We start from the raw sequence: 22677 nt of genomic DNA, 5'->3' as shown, positions 1-22677 counted from the left end.
TATAAATCGTTACCATTCCTAAACCCTTAACTAGATTTTCAGTATGAACTAGCGTGCCGCATAAAAAAAGGGCGTTGAAAGTGCCGTTTCAACGCCCTGGTCAATCCCTCCTCATCGTGCCGGATGAGTCGGATTTGTATTGTCAAAATGTCGAGATTTTAACAATCAAAAGTATGAAGAAGAAACTACAATTTCAGCATTGGTGTATCAAAATGCTCAAACTAACCCTGTACCAACTCCTCCTGCTGGGGCTGTGCATCAACCTCGCTTCGGCCCACATCATCCGGGCTCAGAACGTGCTGGATCAGGTCGTAAGCCTGAAAATTGTTGACCGGAAGTTTAAGGACGTCCTGCAACTGCTGGAAAAGAAGACGACCGTTAGATTCGTCTACAGTTCGCGGGTGATCGACGTCAACCAGCCGGTTTCGCTGAACGTCACGAACAGCACCATGCAGGAAACGCTGGACAAACTGTTCCGGCCCCTGCGGATCAAATACGAACTGTCGGGCCGCCAGATTATCCTGGATCGCATCGAAACCGTTTTTTTGCCGGACAATACCGCCCCCCGGGAAATCAAACCGACGGAAAATACCGTGACTGGAAAAGTATCCGACGAAAAAGGCGACGGTTTGCCGGGCGTTAGCGTGCTGGTGAAAAACACCACGCAGGGCACGGTGACGGACGCCAGCGGCCAGTTCCGAATTTCGGTTCCGAACGCATCAGCCACGCTGGTTTTCTCGTTTCTGGGCTACGAAACCAAGGAAGTTCTGGTAGGGAATCAAACCACGGTGACGGTTCAGTTGACGCCCGGTTTGCGCTCGTTGAACGAAGTGGTGGTGGTCGGGTACGGAACCCAGACGAAGCGGGAACTGACGAGCGCCATATCCAAAGTCAACACCAAAGAATTGAACGAACTGCCGGTGGCCGAAGTCGGGCAGGCGTTGCAGGGCCGCGTGCCGGGCCTAACCGTCACCAACGTCAGTTCGCCGGGAACGGCCCCCAACATCCGCATCCGGGGGGTTAGTTCGGTGAGTTTTTCGACCGATCCGCTGTACGTGGTCGACGGTTTTCCGACCACCAATCTGGCGAGCTTTGATAACAAGGATGTCGAGTCGGTGGAAGTGTTGAAAGACGCCAGTGCGGCCGCCATTTACGGGTCACGCGCCACCAACGGCGTGATTCTGCTGACAACTAAAAAAGGCCAGAAAGACAGCAAACTCCGGGTCAACCTCGATTCGTACGCGGGCGTGGAATCGGCCTGGCGGCTGCTCGATCCGATGAACACTGCGCAGCGTAACCGCTTCATGGACAGCATGTATTCGGGCGATAATGCCGAAAACGCGTCCGCCCGGCCAAGCCGGTACACGCCCACCGAAATGAACAAATTGCCGTATCCGGGCGCCACGCAAACCTACGGCCAGACCAACACCGACTGGCAGGATTTGTACTTCAAAACCGGTTTTCTGACAAACAACAACGTGTCGGTTTCGGGTGGGAGCAAAACCTCGACGTTTTACAGTTCGGCGGGTTACATGAAGCAGGACGGCATTGTGAAAGGTGTTGGTTTTGAGCGGTATAACTTCCGGGTCAATTCGACGCACGACCTGGGCTCCCGGTTTACGTTCGGGCAAAATCTGCTGGTGGCCTACACGAATCAGCTTTACAACAACGCCGACGGCCAGACCGGCGATCAGGGCACGCCCCTTTCGCTGCTGCAATTCGCGCTGCCCCACCTGCCCGTCAAAGACCCCAACACCGGCATCTGGATCAAAGCCGGGGGCGATGCCATTGACGGACACCCGTTTCCGAACCTGATTGCCGACATCGAAAACATCGTTTTCAAGCGAAAAACCGTCAAAATTCTGGGCAGCGCTTTTCTGGATGTGAAACTCCTGGAGTCGCTGAAATTCCGGAGTACGTTCGGGGTGGATTACGCCAACGGGCTGGAAGACGGGATCGATCAGAGTTATACGGTCAACGACGGCCAGAATATTCTCAAAACGAACGATGGACTTTCCAGCATCACCAACAACCGGAACGCGTATTCGTCCCTCCTGTTTTCGGAGCAACTCACCTTCGACAAAACATTCGCCAACGCCCATCACCTGAACGCGGTCGTCGTTTTTGAAGGCCAAAATACCAACATTCGCACGGAACTGATGACCGGCAAGCAGTCGAATCCGGCCATCAAAACACTCAACGGAGCTACGAATGTCAGCGCGCTGAACACCATCGAGGAAAACCGGTTGCTGTCGTACGTCGCCCGGGTCGGGTACGCGTACAAAGGCAGGTACATTCTGAACGCCAGTATCCGGCGCGACGGTTCGTCCGTCTGGGCACCGGGCAACAAATACGCCAACTTCCCGGCGGCTTCCATCGGCTGGAACGTGGGCGATGAGCCGTTTTTCCAGAAGTTAGCGGTTTTCTCGGACCTGAAACTACGGGCCAGCTACGGCGTTACGGGCCTGAATCCGTCGGCATTGAGCAATTATCCCTGGCAATCGCTGATCTACAATTCGTCGTATCCGTTCAACAACAACCCGGTTGTTAACACGGCTTTTTACAACAAACTCGCTAACCAAAACCTGGAATGGGAAAAAACCAACCAGTTTAACGTCGGGCTGGATGCCAGTCTGTTCAACAACACAGTTTCGCTGACCGCCGAGTATTTCGACCGGGTGACCGACAACCTGATTCTGAAAGCCCCCACCCCGCCCTCGTTCGGCTACGTGCAGTTTAGGGACGTGAACATCGGCAAAATGCAGAACAAAGGCTGGGAGCTGCAACTCGGTTACCGCGCACCCCGCAAACGCGATTTCAGCTGGGGCATCAGCGGAAATATTAGTCGGGTTCGAAACAAAGTCCTGCGGCTGGATTCGCCGAGCGGGGCCATTTTCGGCGGGGATGGCAATTACTTTTCCAGTTGGGGCGTTCCCGTCACCCGAACCGTTGCGGGCGACCCGATCCAGTCGTTCTACGGCTGGGATTTCGACCGGATTTACCAGACGCAGGCCGAGGTCGATGCCGACAATGCAGCCGCCCGCACCAAAACCGGCAATGCGACGGCCTACTACCAGAATCAGGCCACGGCACCCGGCGACGTCCGGTTTCGCGACCTGAACGGCGACGGTTTTGTGGACGACAAAGACCGCAAGGTGATCGGTTCGTTCCTGCCCAATTTTACGTACGGAGCAAACCTGACGGCTTCCTACAAGCATTTCGATTTGTCGATCCTGTTTCAGGGTGTGCAGGGCGGTGACATTTACAGCGGCATTGGCGTGTACGCCGGAGCGTTCCGCTGGCCGTTGGGCGGCAGTTTGTCGGCCTACGAAAACGCCTGGACCAAGGAGAACCCAAGCACCACCAACCCGCGCATCAAATGGAGCGACCCGAACGACAACTCGCGGGTGTCGGCCCGCTGGCTGCAGGATGCATCGTACCTGCGCCTGAAAAACATCAACATCGGTTACGAATTACCGGCGGACGTGCTGGCCGCCAAAACGAACGGCGCAATTGCCAGATTTCGGATTTATGTAGCCTCCCAGAACCTGCTGACCTTCACCGGCTACACGTTGGGCTACGACCCGGAAATCGGGATGAAAATTGGCAGTAACCGGGGCGCGGGCAACCTGACCAACGGCATCGACTACGGACAATATCCGGCCGCGCGCTCGTTCTCCCTGGGTTTGCAAATTGGTTTTTAACGCGTTGAAAAAGACAACATTGCCATGAAAAAACATATGCTACTCATCGGACTGATTGGCTTTTTGACCGGGCTGAGCAGTTGCGAAAATAGCCTGGACACAGTTAATCCGAACGCCGTCACGGCCGAAACGTATTTCAAAACCAGTGCCGAACTGCTCAAGGGCGTCAATGCGGCTTACACGACACTCAACGGCAGCTACCTGGTCGGCAACGCCTACATCTGGCTGCACGATTTGCGCTCGGATGATTTTGTGGGCACGACGCTGGCTGACGACCGGGGCGAAATTCTGCGCGGGACACTGGGCGTCAACAATTCCTACACCGAACGGGTCTGGAAAGGCTTTTACATTGTGATTCACCGCTGCAACGTGGTCATTAACAACACCGTGACCAGCGACCCGGATGATCCGTCGGGCCAGCTTCGAAACCGGGTGGTGGCCGAAGCCAGGTTCCTGCGGGGATTGGCGTATTTTGAACTGGCCAGCCTGTGGGGTGGTGTTCCGTTGATTACGAAACCGGTCACGGATTTCGGCGGTTTTGTGCCCCGTTCGACGCAGAAAGCCGTTTATGAAGCCGCCATTCAGGATCTGAAAGACGCGGCAGCCGCCCTGCCCCCGACCTACGAAGCCGCCGACAACGGACGCGCCACCAGCGGGGCCGCCAACACGCTGCTGGGCCGGGTGTATATGCAACTAAACGATTACGCCAACGCCAAAACCGCCCTCGAAAAAGTCCGGAATTCGGGTTTGTACGCGCTCTCGCCGACCAGCACGGAGAACTTTCAGGAGGAAACCGAATTCAACAAGGAGTCGGTTTTCGAGTACGTGTTTGCGCCCTCGCCCTCAGCCGCTGAAGACGAAGGCGACGACTACGCCCAGGGCCAGTACCGCGAATCGACCAACGGAACCCGGCAGTACGACATGAACACTGGCAACGGGATTGTGCTGCCGTCGCCGGGGCTGAAAAACGAATTTGAAACCGGCGATCCGCGCAAAAAAACGACGATTTACGAAGTCGGTGACAAGTGGGCCGGAGGTGTGATGACGCAGGAATCCTGGAAAAAATACACCTTGAGTTACAAGAATCCGACGCCCGGTAACGTCACCAGCGCCATCAACCGCCGGATTCGGTACGCCGAAGTGCTGCTGATGCTGGCCGAGTGCGAAAACGAAGCCGGAACCGCCCAGGCCGCCATCGCCCGACTGAACGACATCCGAAACCGCCCCGAACTCAAAACCGCCGGTTTGCCGACGTATCCCAACGCCAAATACCCCTGCAACACGAAGGACGAAATTCTGAAAGCCGTCATGCACGAAAAGCGGGTCGAACTCGCCGGGGAGCAGGTTCGGAACCGCGACCTGCTGCGCTGGCGGGCAGCTGGCAAACTGGCGCTGCTAGGCGGAGAACCGATCCCGTACTTCCAGGGGAATAAACACGCTTTGTTGCCGATTCCCCAATCCGAAATCGACCGGAACACGGCACTGGGTACGGGCGGGGTGTCGGCGCAGAATCCCGGCTATTGATCAATTAGGCTTAAAATTGCCTTTGAACGTTAGAGATTAGCCCCTAAATCCCCTAAAGGGGACTTCAGTACAATTTGTTTCAAGTCCCCTTTAGGGGATTTAGGGGCTTTTTATCCAATGCTTGAATGAAGTCATCTACTAGTTTTCTGCGGTTTCTGGCTGGCTTTTTCGGTTTGCTGAGTTTCCTGCCGGGCATAGCGCAAACCGCTCTCACCCGGGAGCTTCGTTCCCCCGACCAGAACGTAGCGGTTTCAGTCAGCGTCGGGCCGACCATTACGTACCAGGTTTTTTACCAAAACCGGCTGATCGTCGCGCCGTCTGAAATCGACCTGGTTTTGCAGGATGGCAAAAAACTGTCCGCCCGCTACGCGAAACCCCGGTTTACAACCCGGCAGAACCGGGGGCAAATTGTTTCGCCCGTTCCGGAAAAACGGAAGGTTATCCCGGATGTGTATCAGGAACTTACGGTTGATCTCCGCAATTCGTTCAGCCTGATTTTCCGGGCGTATAACGACGGCGTGGCCTACCGGATCGGCACGGCCTTTCGGGACAGCATTACCGTCAAAAACGAAACCGCCCGGTTTCAATTTCCCGAAAACCACCGGCTGTATTTTCCGGAAGTGGTCAAACGGCCGGATCAGGATCGGTACCACACCAGTTTCGAGGAAGTGTACAGCTTTAAACCTCTGGACAGCCTGAGCAGCCGGAACCTGTTCTTTACGCCGGTTTTGCTGGCACCGACGACCGCGCCCAAGATTGCAATTACCGAATCCGATCTGGAAGAGTATCCGGGAATGTTTCTGACCGGAACCGGGTCCAAAGCCGTCCAGGGTGAATGGGCACCGTATCCGCTCGAAGAAGCCGTCGCGGGGGGCGAATATTCCCAAAAGTACGTCACCCGCCGGGCCGATTTTATCGCCAAAACCGCCGGAACGCGCCGGTTTCCCTGGCGCGTGCTGATCGTCGCTCCGAATGACAAGGATTTACCCGGCAACGACCTGGTGTACCGGCTGGCGTCGCCTTCGCGCGTGGCCGATGTGTCATGGGTGAAGCCGGGAAAAGCCACCGACGAGTGGATTATTTCCTCGAATCTGTTTAACGTACCGTTCAGGAGCGGCATTAATACCGAGACGTACAAGTTCTACATCGACTTTGCGAAACGGTTTGGTTTCGAGCGAATTATGATGGACGCGGGCTGGAGCGACACACAGGATCTGTTCAAGATCCGGCCGGAAATCGACATGAACGCCATCATGGCCCACGCCCGAAAGCAGGGCATCGGCGTCAGCATGTGGACGCTCGGCATGACGCTTGAGCGCCAGCTCGAACCCGCACTGGAGCAGTTCAACCGCTGGGGTGTGGATTTTATCATGACGGATTTCTTCGACCGCGACGATCAGAAAACCGTTCGCCTGTTCCAGAAAATCGCCGAAGCCTGTGCCCGGCACAAGCTCATGCTTATGTTTCACGGCGCTTACAAACCGGCCGGTTTTAACCGCACCTACCCGCACGCCGTGGCCCGCGAAGCGGTGTTGGGTTCGGAATTCAACATCTGGAGCGACAAACCGTCGCCCGACCACAACCTGTTGCTGCCCTTTATTCGGATGCTGAGTGGCCCGCTGGATTACGAACCGGGTTTGCTCAACAACGCCACACCCAAAACCTTCCGGCCCATCGGCGAGAATGTGATGTCGATGACCACGCGCTGCCAGCAACTCGCAATGTTTGTCGTCTACGAGAGTCCGATTCAGTTTTTTTCCGGGAATCCGTCGCAGGGCCTGACCGAACCGGCTTTTATGGAGCTGATGGGCAGCATTCCAACGACCTGGGACACCACCCGCATCCTCGACGCCCGCGTGGGCGACTACCTCGTGACCGCCCGCCAGAAAAACAACGACTGGTTTGTGGGTGCCATGACCGACTCGACGGCCCGCGACCTAACGCTTCCGCTTGATTTTCTGAGTGAGGGAACTTACGAAGCTGCCATCTGCGAAGACGGCGTCAATGCCGACCGCTACGCGGCTGATTATAAACTACATACCCAAACTGTGACCCGAACCACTACCCTGCCCATGCACCTGGCACCGGGGGGCGGTTACGTCGTCCGATTGCGAAAGAAATAAGCCCATTCAACATGATCCGTCTGATTTCCTTTCTGTTTGCTTTTTTTACGCTGACCACCGCTTACGCCCAGACCGCCAAAACCGTTTATCCCGGAGCCGATGAAAAAACGCCCTCGATGGCGATGTATTTCGATTGGATCAACCGGAACTGGAACGGCTCCAACGAGCAGAAAACGCTGAAAAATCTCGACTTCTTCGGCTGGATGAAACGGCAGTACGGCATGCAACTCGACGTCTTTCTGCTGGATGCCGGGGTGTTCGACAACGGGCCAAACTGCTCCTCGACGCCGAAAGAAATGGCTCACGGCACCCTCAACTCGCCCTGGTTCCGAAAAGCGTACCCCAACGGGTTCAACACCATTGCCCAACGCGCCGACAGCATCGGCACGCGCCTGGGCTTGTGGATTGGTCCGGACGGGTACGGCAATACGCCGGAAGAAGCGCAGCAGCGCGTGGATTTGCTGGCCAATCTTTGCCGGGATTACCGGCTCAAAATTTTCAAAATGGACGCCTGTTGCAGTGATTTGCGACCCGAAAAAGAACCGTATTTCATGCAGGCGATGCAACGCGCCCGGCAGTTTTCGCCCGATCTGATCGTACTGAATCACCGCATTTCGCTGAGCGAGGAGGCTAAAAAATACACCACGACCTTTCTGTGGGAAGGCAAGGAAACCTACATCGACGTCAATAATTTCAACGATGCAACGGCCATTCACCACCGGCAGGGAAACATGAAACGGGGCTATCCGCCCAATCTGCTGCGCCTGACCGAAGACCACGGCATTTGCCTTTCGTCGGCGCTGGATTTCTGGGAAGACGACCTGATTCTACAAGCGTTTAACCGCAGCCTGATCCTGGCACCCGAGATTTACGGCAATCCGTGGCTGCTGCGCGACGACGAATTTCCGACCCTGGCGCGCATTTACAACCTCCACCGGCAATACCGATCTGTTCTGACGGAGGCCATTGCGCTGCCCGAAACGAACTACGGTTACAAGGCGGTTTCGCGCGGAAACGCCACCACCCGGTTTATCACCTTGCGGAATCTGGGCTGGACCAGCGAAGTGCGTACTCTCCAGTGTGACAGTTCCATCGGTTTGGGATCGGCCCCGCGTTTCACCGTCAAACAGATTCACCCGACCGAACAGGTTATTGGTGTTTTTGAGTATGGAAAACCGGTCCCCGTCGAGGTCCAGCCGTTTCGCTCGGCGTTGTTTATGGTCACCGCCGAGGACTCTGATTTTTCGATCACGGGAATCGATTACAAAATCATCCAGGACCAGCCGAAAAAACCGTTGGTGGTGCAGCTTCTCGGGAAACCAGGGACGACGCATACGGTCCGGATTAAAACCGGAAACCGGCCATTCACGAAGGCCAGGTTAGACGGAAAACCGGTTGACGCTGCTGTTTCCGAAATAAAGGTATCGTTTCCCGGAAAGCAGCAGCAGGAGGCCACGCACCGAAAAATCGGCACACTTTTGCCCATTTCGCGACCATCAAACTACCGGCTGGTGTATGAAACGATGTGTTTTGCCAACGACAACAATGCGCTGGAAGTGCGCAGTCTGGTGCGCGCCGGGAAAACCCGGTACCCGGAAGTTCAGGCCGCCCGCGACGCTTTTTTCAACGATCCGACGTTTGTTCAAACCGGCTCATGGGATCGGTACGCCTTTGATGGTGATACCGGTACGGCCTTTAACGCCTACGCCAGTACCTATACGAAAGGCGTCATTCCGCCCGGCGCTCTGCGAATCGATTTGCAACTGCCGACGCGCATCGACCAGCTCGTTCTCCGTCAGGTTCCCGCTGATTACCAGCCCGGTTCCGTGGCTTTTTCCAATGATCTGGTTCGGTGGCAGTCGGCAACGACGAAGCGAACCAGAACTGATTTGCACGTAGCGGTTCCGAAGGGTGGCCCGTTTCGGTATATAAAAATGGCCAATGCCCCGTTGTCGGTTCGGGAAATGGAAGGGTTTTACCAAAACCGGAAACTGCCCGCAAGCTCGTGGAAAGCCAGTAATCTGTTCGAAAAGGAGAAAGAAGCAAAGCTGGCCTGGGCGCATTCGTTTTCAATCGCCGAGGCCGATTCGGGCAGTTATCTGGCCCTGGCTGTTCCGGGAAACTACAAAACTGAAAGCTTATTTGCCGCCGTTCGTGCTGGGAATGAATGGCTCGCTCCTACCGATCGGAGTCCGTCGTTTCCGTACAATAACTGGGAACATGTCGATACGATCGATGGCAACGTAACTTTTTATTTCCCTGTTAAAAACCGCCTGTTAACCAAGCCGTTAACGGTAACCTTGTATTCAACTGATGACACGTTAACCGAGCTTCAACCGGCCCTCTGGCTTACGAATTATCCAAACTCGTTGCTGAAAAAAGAGTTAGTTCTTGAATAGATCTCAACTGGTTTTCGGCGGTTACCCAATCCGCTATTCGCACGGCATTGGTGACAGTTGTTGCAACTGTAGCCAAAATCGACGACGAGTGGGGCAAAACCGGCTAGAGAGTTGACAATGTATCTACTATTGTCATAACTTGAGGGCTTTGTCCCGTCCTGAGCGGGGCGCGCTGTTTCTAAACCAACAAAAACTACATGCCCATGTCAGAGAAAAAAATTATTGCCGTTTTCGGCGCTACCGGTGCCCAGGGGGGCGGACTTGCCAGAGCCATTCTCAAGGATAAAAACAGTGAATTTGCCGTTCGGGCCGTTACGCGGGACGTCAGCTCAGACAAGGCTAGAGAGTTGGCCGAACTGGGAGCGGAAGTGGTAGCGGCTGATATTGATGATGCGCAAAGCCTGGGGCAGGCTTTGGAGGGCGCTTATGGGGCTTTCTTTGTGACATTTTTCTGGGCGCATTTTTCGCCCGAGCGGGAGTACAACGAAGCCCGCAGTATGGCCCAGGCGGCTAAGCAAGCCGGGCTGAAGCACGTGATCTGGTCGACACTGGAAGATACGCGCCAATGGATTCCGCTAGACGATGATCGGATGCCAACTCTGCAGGGCAAATACAAAGTGCCGCATTTTGATGCCAAAGGCGAAGCCGACCAATTCTTTACCGATTTGGGCGTGCCCACCACCTTCCTGAGAGCTTCTTTTTATTGGGAAAACTTTATTTATTTCGGGGCCGGCCCTAAAAAAGGGCCCGATGGCAGGCTCTACCTGACCTTGCCAATGGCAGACAAGAAGATGGCGGGTGTGGGTTCGGAAGATATCGGAAAAACCGCTTACGCCATCTTCCGGGGTGGAACGGAATTCGTTGGAAAGACGATCGGCGTGGCCGGTGATCAGTTGACGGGTCAGGAAATGGCGTCAAAACTCTCCGAAGCGATTGGGCAGGAGGTAATCTATAACTACGTTACACCGGAAGTTTACCGGGGCTTTGGCTTTCCGGGGGCCGATGACATGGGCAACATGTTCCAGTTCTACCGGGATTTCGACGATTTGTGTAACAGCGTCCGGGACGTAACATACTGCCGGGAGCTGAACCCCGAATTACAGTCGTTTGATACCTGGCTGACGCAAAACGCCGGGCATATTCCGCTGGATTAAAAGCCGGGTGGAATAGCCTGCGTGACTCAACTTCCGTCCGGAACGGCAAAGGCGCCGATTGCTCCGTACCTGTGTCGTTCCGGACAAAAGATTGCTACTGATTTTTTACTGCTTCACGATTTTCAAAAGCACAGACTGTTGATTGCTCATCACCCGGAGCAACAGCAATCCTGCCGCTTGCTGACTGATTGAGAACGTTGCCTGCTCCAGCGGTTTTGCCATTTCGATCTGACGTTGATTGATCAATCGGCCATTCACATCGGTCAGTTGCAGCCGCAACGGCAACCCTTCCGCCCCCCGGATTTCGACTTCGATCCGATCCGAAACCGGGTTGCCCAAAACCGTCGCCTGAAGCCCCGAACCGGTTTCGGCCGACAAGCGGGCGGGAGCACACTGGTAGGCTTTGGCTCCCCCTTTCAGTTCGAACGTACTTCCCAAAACTCTCGCTTTGATCAGGGTTCCATTGGTGACACTGCCCGGCGGAGTAAAATTGTAGGCATGCGCGCCGTTGCCCTTGTTGGCATCTTTCAGATCGGGGCGGTAGATATTCGCGATGGCGCTGCCCAAAACCGTACCCGATCCATCCAGGTAAAACTCCACCGTCAGCGGGGTGTTGGGTTTGTTGCGATCCCAGACCCAGCCGCGGATGCCCCCGCAATCCAGCTTATCCAGGTACCCTTCGAAGCTACCGGTGACGTTGGTGGTCGAAGCCGGACTGACCGTTATCTGGAAACTGACGCTGTTGCTATTCCCAATGTTATCGTATGCTGAATACGTCACCAGGAAGGTTCCTGCCGCGACGGGTGTGCCGCTGAGGACCCGGGTATCCGGGTAAAATTGCAGGCCGTCGGGCAGTGGATCGATCCAATGCGCGAGTTCGCCACCCTCCGGATCGGTAAAAGCAACCAAAGTGCCCGAGAAGGGTACACCGACCTGGGCGGCAACAGGGGCGATTAAAACCGTGGGCGTGGGCGCAACCGGCGGTTTGTTTTCCGGATCCTGCTCAAACGAACAGACCAGGGCTTTTGGAGATCCTTTCAGAATGAAGCTGCTGTTCCGAATCCGGGCCGATAGAATGTGGGGCTCAGAATCGCGTATCTCATCGGGAATAGCGAAACTAAAGGCGTGCTGGCCATTTCCCTTCCCTGCGGTTTGCAGATCAGGCCGGAACGCATTGGCCGATAGGGTCGCCAACACGTGAGGACCATCCAGAATTTCAACGGTCACCGGGGTATTGGGTTTGGTGCCATCCCAGGCCCAGCCCCGGAACGTGCCACAGTCAGCCCCGTAAACATACCCGTCAAATGCACCTTTAGCCGATGGAGCCGCCACCTCCACCGTGGACGATAGGGTAGCGGAGCAACTGCCCCGGGTGCAAGTGGCCGAATAATTCATGGAACCGATCGCGGCAGTATTGACCGGAATCGTCGGGCCGGTTCCGCTGGTGCCAGCGGGTCCGGTCCATTTGATTTGCCCGGACACACAGCCCTCGATGATCAGGGTAACACCCGGCGTGTTTTGCAGCACGGATTGGGCCGGATTTGCCTTTGAGGAAAGAGTCGGCGTGATGCATTCGGTTTCTTTCAGAACGACGAGCCAGAAATCCGAATCCCCGTCCGGGCCTATCGGATTCTGCGTTTTGTCACCACTGGCTTCCGCATACGAATCGCCCAGCAGGAGTAAATCGCCCGAAGCGGTTTGCGCTAATCCATTCAGGATATCATTCCGACTACTTCCTATGTTTTTATCCCAGACGTAATTGCCGTCTGCAGCGAGTTTAATGACCCAGTAATCAATGTCACCCCGGTTGTTTTCGGACTTGAAGGCGCTGGTATTGGAATCGGTGAACCCGCCGATCAGATAACCGCCGTCGGCCAATGCAACCGCATCAGTACCAACTTCGTCCTTGTTCGCTCCCAGCGTTCTATCCCAGATTTTCTGGCCGTCCGAGTTGATTTTGACAACCCAGAAGTCCGAACGCCCCAGGCCCGCTTCCGATTTGTCGTGGCCGCTGCCGCCATACGAACTACCGCTGAGCAGAAAGCAATCGGCAGTCACCGCAGCCGAACTTAAATAATCCGAATCCGGACTCCCGATGGTTCTATCCCAGAGTTTCGTACCATCCGGTTTGATTTTCACGATCCAGAAATCGTATTGACCTTTCGAGTTGTCGGATTTATCCCCTCCGGCATTGGAAGCGGAATACCCGGCCAACAGGTAATTCCCATCCGTAGTGGGTAGAATGGCGGCCGGATAATCGCTACTGCCTCCGCCGATGGTTTTATCCCAGCTTTTCCGGCCGTCCGGCCCGATCTTGACCACCCAGTAATCCGAATCCCCTTTCGAGTTATCGGATTTATCGCCACCGGCGTTGGAGTAGGAATTTCCCACGAGTAAATACCCCTGATTTTCAGGCAACGCAATCAGGCTGGTCAGGTAGTCTTCTTGCGTACTGCCGAGGGTTTTATCCCATTGTTTAGTCCCATCCGAGCTTATTTTAACCACCCAGTAATCCTGATCGGGCGTCTCACCGGTCGTATGATTATTCTCACTTTTATCCCCCCCTTTGGTCGAACTCGAAGCGCCCCCCAGCAGATAGCCCCCATCGGGGGTGGCAATGAGGGCGGTTAGGTTGTCATAGTCCGGGCCACCAAATCGTTTATCCCATTGCTTAACGCCACTGGCGTTGTATTTCACAACCCAATAGTCATTTGATCCCCGACTGTCCTCGGATTTGTCTCCGCTGGTGTTGGATTCCGAATTGCCGCCGAGGATATATCCGCCGTCGCTCGTCGCCAGGATGAGCTTACCATCCTCAGACAAATTTCCGCCAATGACTTTGTCGGATATTTTGGTAACCTGGGCGTACAGACTGGCATTTACCAGTAACAAAAATGCCAGTAGCCACAAAGGCTTCTGCCAAAACCGTAGTAAGTTTTTCATAGATGAAATGGATACAGATGAATAGAAATAGTAGCGAACGCGCAAACGTAGGATGTACGTCCTAAAAAGACTGTCGTTTTTGTACCAATAATGAGTGGTTTTGTATCACGTAGCCAAAAATCAAACTAACCGCGCTCTATTCCCGACCGGATCTTCATTCTGGCGATGCCCACCATTCCCCATTTATCACAGGTACCCAATTCATTATCAACCAGTAGATCAAAAAAAGAGGTCAACCCCGGATAGAGGTTGACCTGCGATTGGCAAAAAAGTTTGCTTTTCTTAATTCCCCTGGCCAAACGCCGGGCTATTCTTATCAAACCAGAGCCGCTGCGTACTCAGGGCCTGGGGCGTGTGGTCGTTGGGCGTGAAACCCTGCTCCGATTGCGCTTTCTTCCAGTTGTCGTTATTGGTCCCCAGGGGCGGCTCGTCCAGCCAGAACCGGCGTGGAATCAGTTCGTTGAACGGATCGCGGGGGTAATAGGTCGAATTGTTCTTCGGATAACCGGTCCGCCGAACAAACGTGAAAGCCTCCGTCGGAAGTCGCATGAAATTCAGATACTGCTGAATATAAATCCGTTCCAGGTTATTCGTGCCGTCCAGTTTCACTTTTGGCTGGGCGATGTAGGCGGCAATTTCCTGATCGGCCGCGCTGGTCAATCCCTGCGTCGACAGAGCCGCCACGGCAATGGCGTTCATCGTTTTCAGCGAAGAGGTAATGCCCTTGTTGTACCAGAACTCCGCCGTTCCCTTCGTGTTGACCCCGGTTCCGTAGCCTTTCGTGATCATCTCGGCGATGTAAAAACAGGTTTCCGCACTCGTCACCAGGTAATCGTGGAAGGTTCCCGTACCACCATTTCGCCGGGGCGCAAAAAACACCCGGTTAATCGCCGACATCAGAATGTATTTGTTGGTTCCGGCATTGAACGGGTTTTTGTAGTACTGTGCCACCGCCTGATTCGTAGTCCAGTCGGCCGGGCCTCCCTGATACCGAATCAGTGGATCGCCGGTTTTAATGAACGACGGCAAGGTCAAATTATACTTTTTGACGGTATCCAGTGCGCTGGCGGTCAGATCGTTCGGCGTAAAATAAATCTTCAGCCGCGGATCGTTGGTTCCTTTCAGAAAGGTGATGATGGAGTTGGTGGCAAACCGGGTGCTGCGGTAGTCAATACTTCCGCCGATGGGATCGTAATCCGGGTCAAGGTACGCAAACTGATCGGCATCTTCCACGATCGGCCCCACCGAATTCTCCATTACCTCCTTGAAAATCTGCTGCGTTTTGGTCTTATCCTGTCCTTCATACCGCAGCGCGATCCGGAGTTTCAGGGTATTGGCCAGTTTGGCCCACTTCGTCCAGTCGCCGTGGTAAAAAATATCCGCGTTGCCGTAGCTTTCCTGCTCCGCCAGATTGCCGGTCAGGGTCGTGATCGACGCGCTCAACTCCGTTAACCAGGTATCGTACAGCGTTTTCTGGCTATCGTATTCCGGGCGAAAATTCTCTTCGACCCTCCCCTGAATGGCTTTCGTATACGGCATCGAACCGTTCATGTCGGTTACGTGCAAGCCCTGGTAAGCCGCCACCACGTAGGTAGCCGCCCGCATTTTCTGGTAGCGATCCTTGTCCGGTTTGGCATCGATCTGCTTCCGGATTTCGACCAGATTGGGGAGTACATTCGAGAAATACGCCGAATACCGGGAATTGATGTTGGTCGAAAGCTCGTAGGGATCGGTGGTCAGGTGCTGCGAAAACCGCAGCGTTTGTTCCAGACTTTCCCACACCCATTCGTTCCCTTTGTAGGACTCCAGGTTGTCCAGCGAATACGTGAACAGGTACTTGGGATCAGGAACGGTAACAATACTCGGATCCGTGTTGATGTTGCCGAAATCTTCCTTGCAGGAGGTGGTCACGAAAAGCCCGGAAGCCAGCATGAGCGCGAAACTCCATGTGAATCTATTTTTCATGATGAATAGCTTTAAAGTCGTTCAAAACCGGTTTTTGTTAAAAAGTGCCCCGCAGCGTGACGCCCAGCGTCCGCGTCATGGGTGGAATGAAACCGACTTCTTTCTGCACGGCAGTGCTGTTGGAATAGTTGGAGGCCGGGTTGAAGTGGAGCGGAAGTGTATTGTACAGATACAGCAAGTCACGACCGACCAGGTTGACTGACAGGTTGTTCAGCTTCACTTTCTGCACCCAGCCCGGGGGCACCTGAACACTCAGGGAAACCTGCCGGAGCGAAACCCAGGAGTTTTCCGCAATCCAGTAATCGCCCACGGCGGTCGAAAACGAACCGTAGCGGTAGTTGAACTGTGGCAGGTGAGTCGGTTCCACCAGGCCCTTGTCGTAGGCTTCCTTGAAGGTCATGCCCCCGACGTTGGCTACGGTTCCGTCGGCCTGCGTGATGGTTTGTCCGGCGGCAAAAACGCCATCAGGAATGATGCCATCGTCGTAGGTTTTGTTGTCGTACTTGCTGGTCCACGTAATACCGCCGTGTTCGGCATCGCGGCCCTGGAGCGAATTCGTAAAAATACCCGTGTGCGTTCCGTAGCGGAGCGAGGTAATGATCATGTCGCCACCAATTTTGGCATCCAGTAACACATTGAGCGAAAAGCGTTTGTAGGTAAAGGTATTATCCCAGCCCCCCCGGAATTTGGCGTTGATGTCGCCCACATCTTTCCACTCGTTGCTGCGCGCGGGAAAAGCCGCCCGGGCATCGCCCCGCCAGGACAGGATCGGTTTTCCGTTGCGCGGGTCGTTGGCATCGGCACCCTGAAACCGGCTGGCGGCAATCTTCGTCCGAACTACCCCGTAAGTTCCGCCCACTTTCGCGTAAGGAATCAGGTCATTACTCCCGCCCGACTCGTCCGCCAGGGCGTAGTATTCACGGTCGCCATACAATTCCACAATCTTATTCCGGTTGCGGGAAAACGACACCAATGTGTTCCAGGTGAAAGCTCCGATTTTAAGCGGAGTGGCGTCGAGGGCAATTTCGATCCCGGTGTTTTGAATGTTCCCGGCGTTGATCAGGATGCTGCTCACCCCGCTTTCGATGGCCGACGAAATCGGGATGGGCTGGTTCCGGGAATTATCACGGTACACCGACACATCGATGCCGAGCCGGTTGTTCAACACTTTCAGCTCCAAACCGATTTCCTTCGCAATCTTGCGCAATGGTTTGATATTCTGCTGTAAGGTTGAGTTCGAACTGTAGGTCGACATGGGCTGGTCACCAAAACCGCCTGCGTTGGAATAATTCTTGAACGCAAAACCGGGATTGAGCACGAACGGGTCGATGTCGCCCCCTAAAACCGCCAGGTTACCCCGTAATTTTCCGTAGCTGATCCACGACGGGAGTGTTGAATGAAAGGTTTGGGAGAACACCCACGAAAGGCTGGCCGACGGATAACTGTAGGAGTTGTTACCGGTTCCATCCTTATACGTCAGCGCCGACGACCAGTCATTGCGGAAAGTGGCCTGCAAAAACAGCTGGTCTTTGTACCCCAAATCAGCGCTGGCATACAGCGATCGGTACGCCCGGCGGGTTTTGATGCCGCCCCGCGAAATCTGCGGCAGCACGGAGTTGGCCAGAAAGAAGTTACCGGGATAGGTCAGCCCACCGTTCGTTTCCGAGTAGTTATACGACAGGTTGTAGTTCTGTGCTTCCCCGCCGACATAGCCGTTGAAATCCAGATCTTTCGTGATCGATCGGTTAAAAATGGCCATCCATTTCATGAAGGTCGCCTGTTTGACCGAGTGGCCCAAGCCGTATTTTCCGCCGGTAAAATTGATTCCCTGCCCGAGTTCCTTGGTTTCGTTTTTCGTGTACAGGTTGTTGAAGTTGCCCTCGATCTGGAGTTTCAGCCAGTCGGTTACGGTTCCGGTCAGCACCAGCCGACCGCGCACCATTTGCTCGGTTTGCAGGTAATCGTTTTCAAAAATATTGAACCAGTAATCCGCCCCGGGCACTTTGTTGGGTTCATTCGGGTCGTTGGGATTGCGCAAACCGCCGTTGTAGGCAAGGTAGTTTTCCCGCTGCATCCAGTATTTGGTGTTATAACTCCGGGGGAAAGTCCAGATGTAATTGTTCAGCGTCAGGCTGGGCGGATTGCTGCCTTCCGTCGCGGTGTAATCGGCGGTTACATCGGCCACCAGAAACTTGTTCAGATTCTGGGTCACGCGCAGGTTGAACGCATTTTTTTCCAGCTCGTTTTTGAAGTTAATCCCCCGGTTTTTGGCCCGGTTATACGAAAACCGGAAAGTCGAGCGCTCTCCTCCGCCATCGACGGCCACGTTCGTCAGATTGCCCAAACCGGTTTGAAAAGCGTCGAGGTAATTGTTGGGATACGCCTGATAGGTCGTCATTTTGCCGTCATAATCAACCACTTGCTGACCCGCAAAACGAGGCCCCCAGTTTTCCAGTTCCCGGCCAATCTGCCGGTCGATGTACGGTTTTCCGTCGCTGTTGGTCGGAAACACCTTGGTGGTCCAGCTTTCGTCCGGTTTGTAATTCGGTTCGCGCGTATCCGTAAAAAACGCTCCGACGGTTCCGCCCCCATACTCGTTCTGGAAATCCGGCCCCCGGTAGGCTTTCTGCATGTTGAACGTCTGCGAAACACTGACGCCGATGCCCTTGCGCTGAACCCCTTTTTTGGTGGTCACCAGAATAACGCCGTTGATGGCCCGGGTGCCGTAGAGCGCGGCTGCCGCCGAGCCTTTCAACACGGAAACGCTTTCAAAATCCTCCATATTCAGGTTTTTGAGCGCATTCCCGAAGTCGCGGCCACTTTCGTCGTAAATGTCGTTGTCCAGAATCACGCCATCGACCACGAAAATGGGCTGGTTATTGGTCGACAGCGTTGAATTCCCCCGAATCAGGATTTTGGTGTTTCCCGTCAAACCGCCCGCGCCCTGGTCGATCTGCACCCCCGGAATCCGGCCCTGCAGCGCACTGATGGGGCTGAGTTCGTTGGTGGCCGCCATTTTGGTCCCGGAAATTTCCGACACCGTGTACCCCAACTGTTTCTTCTCCCGCTTCACGCCCAGCGCCGTCACGACGACTTCGTTCAGTTGCTGGTTGTCTTCCTGCAGGGTCACATCGATGAGGCTGCGGTTATTGACCGGAATTTCTTGTTTGGCAAAACCAATGAACGAAAACACCAATGTACCGTTTGCGGGCGCATTGATCGTGTACTCGCCGGTGGCGTTTGAAGTGGTTCCGTTGTTGGTGCCCTTGACCAGGATGGATATTCCGACCAGGGCCGAATTATCAGCAGCCGCCAGAACTTTACCGCTGACTTTGATGGTTTGGGCGAGCCCCGGCGAAAGCGCGCCGAAAATGGCGCACAGAAAAGTCATGCTCACTAGTTTGTAGTGAAATCGGAGAGGTGTTTGCATACGGTTTTTAATTAAGTAGTTCTCTGGATAGAATTAAGTAACGGTACTTTCTCGCGGCAATCAAAATAGGATATTTCCAATATACTAAAAAACAAAACACATTATTTTCATTTTTCACAAAAACAAGGTAAGAAATGCCAATACAGTACGGTAATATACAAATAAAGACCAGCCAGTCGACCAGTCTTCACCCTTTTTCTGCAAATAAAACCGACACTATTTTAATCCAGGTGAAAAACCCGTTCCAACGCAACAGCCACGGGCGACTGATCGGGGTTGGTGTCCATTAAATCGGCCATGTAGGCCCACCAGCGTTTCATCACGGGCAACGTCGGCAACTGGTCGGCGGTGTGGTTTTCTTCGCGTTTCTGGACGCCGAAAAGGATACCGGTCGAGCGGTCAAGGAAAATGGAGTAATCCCGAATCCCGGCGTCTGTCAGGGCCTGCGACAGTTCCGGCCAGATTTCGTCGTGACGGCGTCGGTACTCAGCCTCCACGCCGGGTTTGAGTTTCATCGTAAAAGCAATTTCCTGCATCGTGGTTCTGGGGTTTAAAACCGTTTTATTTTCCGGCCGTAACTGTTATCAGCGTCACCGGGCCAAGCAAACCGGAGTCTTTGGGCTTCCATTTTTCAGCCGTAAAATTCCCGTCAGCGCCCCGGTTTTCGCGCAGCCGCGCCGACATATTGATGTTGTAAAACTTCTTCCAGTTGATGTGTTCGCGGTCCATTTCCGCGATGCGGTTGGCCATGCTGTTCGACACAAAAACCGTCAGCGTATTGGTTGCATTCAGTTGATCTTTGGGAATAAAAAGCTGGTACGTCGGGCCAATCAGCGTCCCTAACAATTTACCATTTAACTGAATACGAGCACTTTCTGCAACTTTCCCCAGATTAAGCAGCCAGCCGTCGCCGGTGCCTTCCGGTTTTGGAAATGAAATGGTGTAGGTCGCCGTTCCCGAAAAATTCTTTACTTCCTCGCCCTCCAGGTCCGTCCACGAACCCAGTTTGCTGATTTCCTTTTTGGTCGGTAACTGCGGGCCGCCATCGACAAAATTAACAACCCAGGTTCCCTTGATTTCCTGCGGTTTCGCCACCGGTTTCCAGTACGTGTAAGCCGGACCACTGACGGGACTTTCCGACGTTTCGAGAATACAGGACTCGCCCGGCGCCAGTTGCAGGTAGACTTCACTGCCCCCGGCGGTGGTCCGGAAATTCGCCATGCCCAGCTTCTCCGTCATCGGATTGTACAGGGCCACGGATTTGGCGGTCGTCTGCAAGGGAACCCAGCCGTCGACGGTTTTTTCGCCCCAGTTCGCAATGAAATAATACTGGCCCTTCGCGTGGCGCCGACGTACGAACTGCAGGTTAGAATCGACCAGTTTTTCGCGTTTGACACCCGCAGCCGCCAACAAATCTTCCACATCTTTGGCAACCAGAAAAGCGCCTTTTCCGACTACCGCTTTCTTTACGCCCTGCCCGACATTCGCAAATTTGAGTTGCTCGATCAGGTTTTTGAAAGCTGCCTGGCGGTTTTCCAGATTGCCCAAACCGGGAACGCCTTCGGGTAACCTGTCGACGAAGGCCACCGTCGCACCAGTCTGCGCCAGCCGCATCAACTGGTTCAGCGTTCCGGCGGGCATGTATTCCGCATCCGGCACCAGCACCGTCTGGTAGGCCACCCCGCCGGTTTGCAGTTTCCCGGTTGCCGAGGTCACATTCAACAGTTGTTTGTCCGATATAAAGTCAAAACCGTAGCCTTTTTCCCAGAGCGTTTCGGCGTGTTTTTCTACCGGCAAGCCTTTGAAACCGTGCTCGATGCCGTCGAAATGCTGCAGCAACACCTTGCCGGGCCGCACGTAGGCATCGTAAATCGGAAGGTATAAGAGCACTTCGTTATCCGGTTTTCCGGCTTGCAGAAACGACTGACAACGAGCTACATACTGATTCAATTTGCCGAAATCCGTCCAGAACGTGTTGTTCGGATTGAAGTGAACGGCGGCATAAAACAGCCAGCCGGGCCAGGCGGCATCCTGCGGGGAATAATTGGTGCCGTGGTAAAACGTATGATTGACACCGCCGAGCAGAAACCGGTCCATGTCCTTTTTGATGTCGCTCAGCTTCGACAGAAAATGTTCGTTATCCCAGGTCGCCGACTCCGACGAAGCCAGCTTTTTGCCGGTTACATGAGCTGCCGACGACGCAAACTTGATCCGCAGAATCTCGGTCCCTTCGATTTCGGGAATGTCGGTGATGGCGTACAAATCCAGGATGTTGGCGGGCGAACCATGGGCCTGGTTGCGAATGATTTTGCCTTTGCCTTTCGCCCACTCGCTCCAGGTTTTGGTGTAGTTTTCGAGCAGCAATTCCGAAATCGTCTGCCGGTAATCGCTCAGCACCCGCTTATTTTTTTCGTCCGAATCCTTCCCAAACAGCGCGGCCAGGTGGTTGCGCAGGTCGTACCCGTGTCGTTTTTTAAACTCCTCAAACAGCGCCGGAGTCCAGTTGCTTTCGCCCTGCGCATCATCCACTTCGTACGAATCGTTGAAAAACGCCCGCAGTGCTTTCAAATCGTGGCCTTTAAACGCCTGATCGAATTTCTGGAGGTAATGCTGCGTGGCGGTTTTGGAAAAATGGTCGATCACGTCGCCTTCACCTCCGGGGCCTGCCCGCTCGACCATCTTGCCGTGCCAGCCCTGAAAAACCGCGTACAGCGTCCATTTGCCGTCCGGCGCTGTCCAGTTCAGGTTGCCTTTGCCATCCACTTTGGCCGTTAAATCAACGGTTTGGCCCTTGTCGGAATAGGCCATCAGGGTTTGCAGCGGCAGCGGTTTTTCGAACCGCACCTGATCGAAGGCATGCAATTGCAGGTTCGGGTTTTTCGTAATGGGTTCAACGAGTTGCCTGATGTCGATCTTCTCGCCCACCGTCCGGACAATCGGCTGCTGGATGTACGAAACCGCTTCGTTCAGTTTTTCGCCGGATTTCAGGCTGTAGGTTTTATAAGCCACATATTTGCACGCATCCGCCTGAGTCACCCACGGCCCACCGAACGGCCAGCCTGACGCCTGCGCCAGATCGACGCCCATGCCGAGCCGGTTGGCTTCTTTCAGCGTATAATCCAACATCGTCATCCACTTGGGTGACAGGAAGTTGATGAAGTTTTTTTCCTCACCCTTGACGCCGTAAATGGGTGTAATTTCGACCCCGCCCAGACCGGCTTTCTGGTACTGCGTCATCAGGTTGGTGAGGTCTTTCGGATTGACGGCGCTGCCCATCCACCACCAGCGCGTCCAGGGTTTGGCCTGCTGCGTAATCGTCGGCCAGCGGGGCTGGGCAATCAGCTGATTGCTTACGAACAGGATGAAAAGGATTAATTTCTTCATGATTTTCAAAAGAAGAGATTATTTCGCGAAGTTGAGCGGAGTAAAAAGGAG

The 22677-nt window shown here is 54.4% G+C and carries 10 protein-coding genes; 5 read left to right on the top strand and 5 right to left on the bottom strand.

Going from position 1 to position 22677, the window contains the following annotated elements; all coding sequences use genetic code 11:
* Positions 1-173 precede the first annotated feature (173 nt).
* From GJJ30_RS24800 to GJJ30_RS24780, 5 genes are all read left to right on the top strand, one after another.
* Positions 174-3704 (top strand): TonB-dependent receptor, encoded by a 3531-nt coding sequence (locus GJJ30_RS24800; RefSeq protein ID WP_154177872.1) that lies wholly within the window; start codon positions 174-176, stop codon positions 3702-3704.
* Between the two features lie 24 nt (positions 3705-3728).
* Entirely contained in the window at positions 3729-5228 is a 1500-nt protein-coding gene (locus GJJ30_RS24795; RefSeq protein WP_154177871.1) for a RagB/SusD family nutrient uptake outer membrane protein, read from the top strand.
* A gap of 125 nt (positions 5229-5353) precedes the next feature.
* Positions 5354-7351 carry a glycoside hydrolase family 97 protein gene (locus GJJ30_RS24790; RefSeq protein ID WP_154177870.1) on the top strand — a complete coding sequence of 666 codons (1998 nt, stop codon included), beginning with the start codon at positions 5354-5356 and terminating at the stop codon, positions 7349-7351.
* An 11-nt stretch (positions 7352-7362) separates the two neighbouring features.
* Positions 7363-9750, top strand: a complete 2388-nt coding sequence (locus tag GJJ30_RS24785) for an alpha-amylase family protein (RefSeq protein ID WP_154177869.1) — start codon at positions 7363-7365, stop codon at positions 9748-9750.
* A gap of 203 nt (positions 9751-9953) precedes the next feature.
* Positions 9954-10904, top strand: coding sequence for an NmrA/HSCARG family protein (locus GJJ30_RS24780; protein ID WP_154177868.1), 951 nt, complete (start codon positions 9954-9956; stop codon positions 10902-10904).
* Between the two features lie 105 nt (positions 10905-11009).
* Here GJJ30_RS24780 and GJJ30_RS24775 read toward each other — a convergent pair whose 3' ends face one another.
* From GJJ30_RS24775 to GJJ30_RS24755, 5 genes are all read right to left on the bottom strand, one after another.
* Complete coding sequence (locus tag GJJ30_RS24775; RefSeq protein ID WP_154177867.1) at positions 11010-13847, bottom strand: putative Ig domain-containing protein; 2838 nt, start codon at positions 13845-13847, stop codon at positions 11010-11012.
* Positions 13848-14129: 282 nt separating this feature from the next.
* Entirely contained in the window at positions 14130-15812 is a 1683-nt protein-coding gene (locus GJJ30_RS24770) for a SusD/RagB family nutrient-binding outer membrane lipoprotein (protein WP_154177866.1), read from the bottom strand.
* Positions 15813-15849: 37 nt separating this feature from the next.
* On the bottom strand, positions 15850-19242 hold the full coding sequence (locus GJJ30_RS24765) for a SusC/RagA family TonB-linked outer membrane protein (RefSeq protein ID WP_229313393.1): 3393 nt from the start codon (positions 19240-19242) through the stop codon (positions 15850-15852).
* 221 nt (positions 19243-19463) lie between these two features.
* A complete protein-coding gene (gene rhaM, locus GJJ30_RS24760) occupies positions 19464-19778 on the bottom strand; it encodes an L-rhamnose mutarotase (protein ID WP_154177865.1) in 315 nt (104 codons plus the stop codon).
* Between the two features lie 25 nt (positions 19779-19803).
* On the bottom strand, positions 19804-22626 hold the full coding sequence (locus GJJ30_RS24755) for a glycosyl hydrolase (protein ID WP_154177864.1): 2823 nt from the start codon (positions 22624-22626) through the stop codon (positions 19804-19806).
* Positions 22627-22677 lie beyond the last annotated feature (51 nt).

The organism is Larkinella terrae (genome assembly GCF_009668025.1).
GTDB classification, from domain to species: domain Bacteria; phylum Bacteroidota; class Bacteroidia; order Cytophagales; family Spirosomataceae; genus Larkinella; species Larkinella terrae.
The sequence above is the reverse complement of the archived record's forward strand: the minus strand, read 5'-3'. Positions and strand labels throughout refer to the sequence as shown.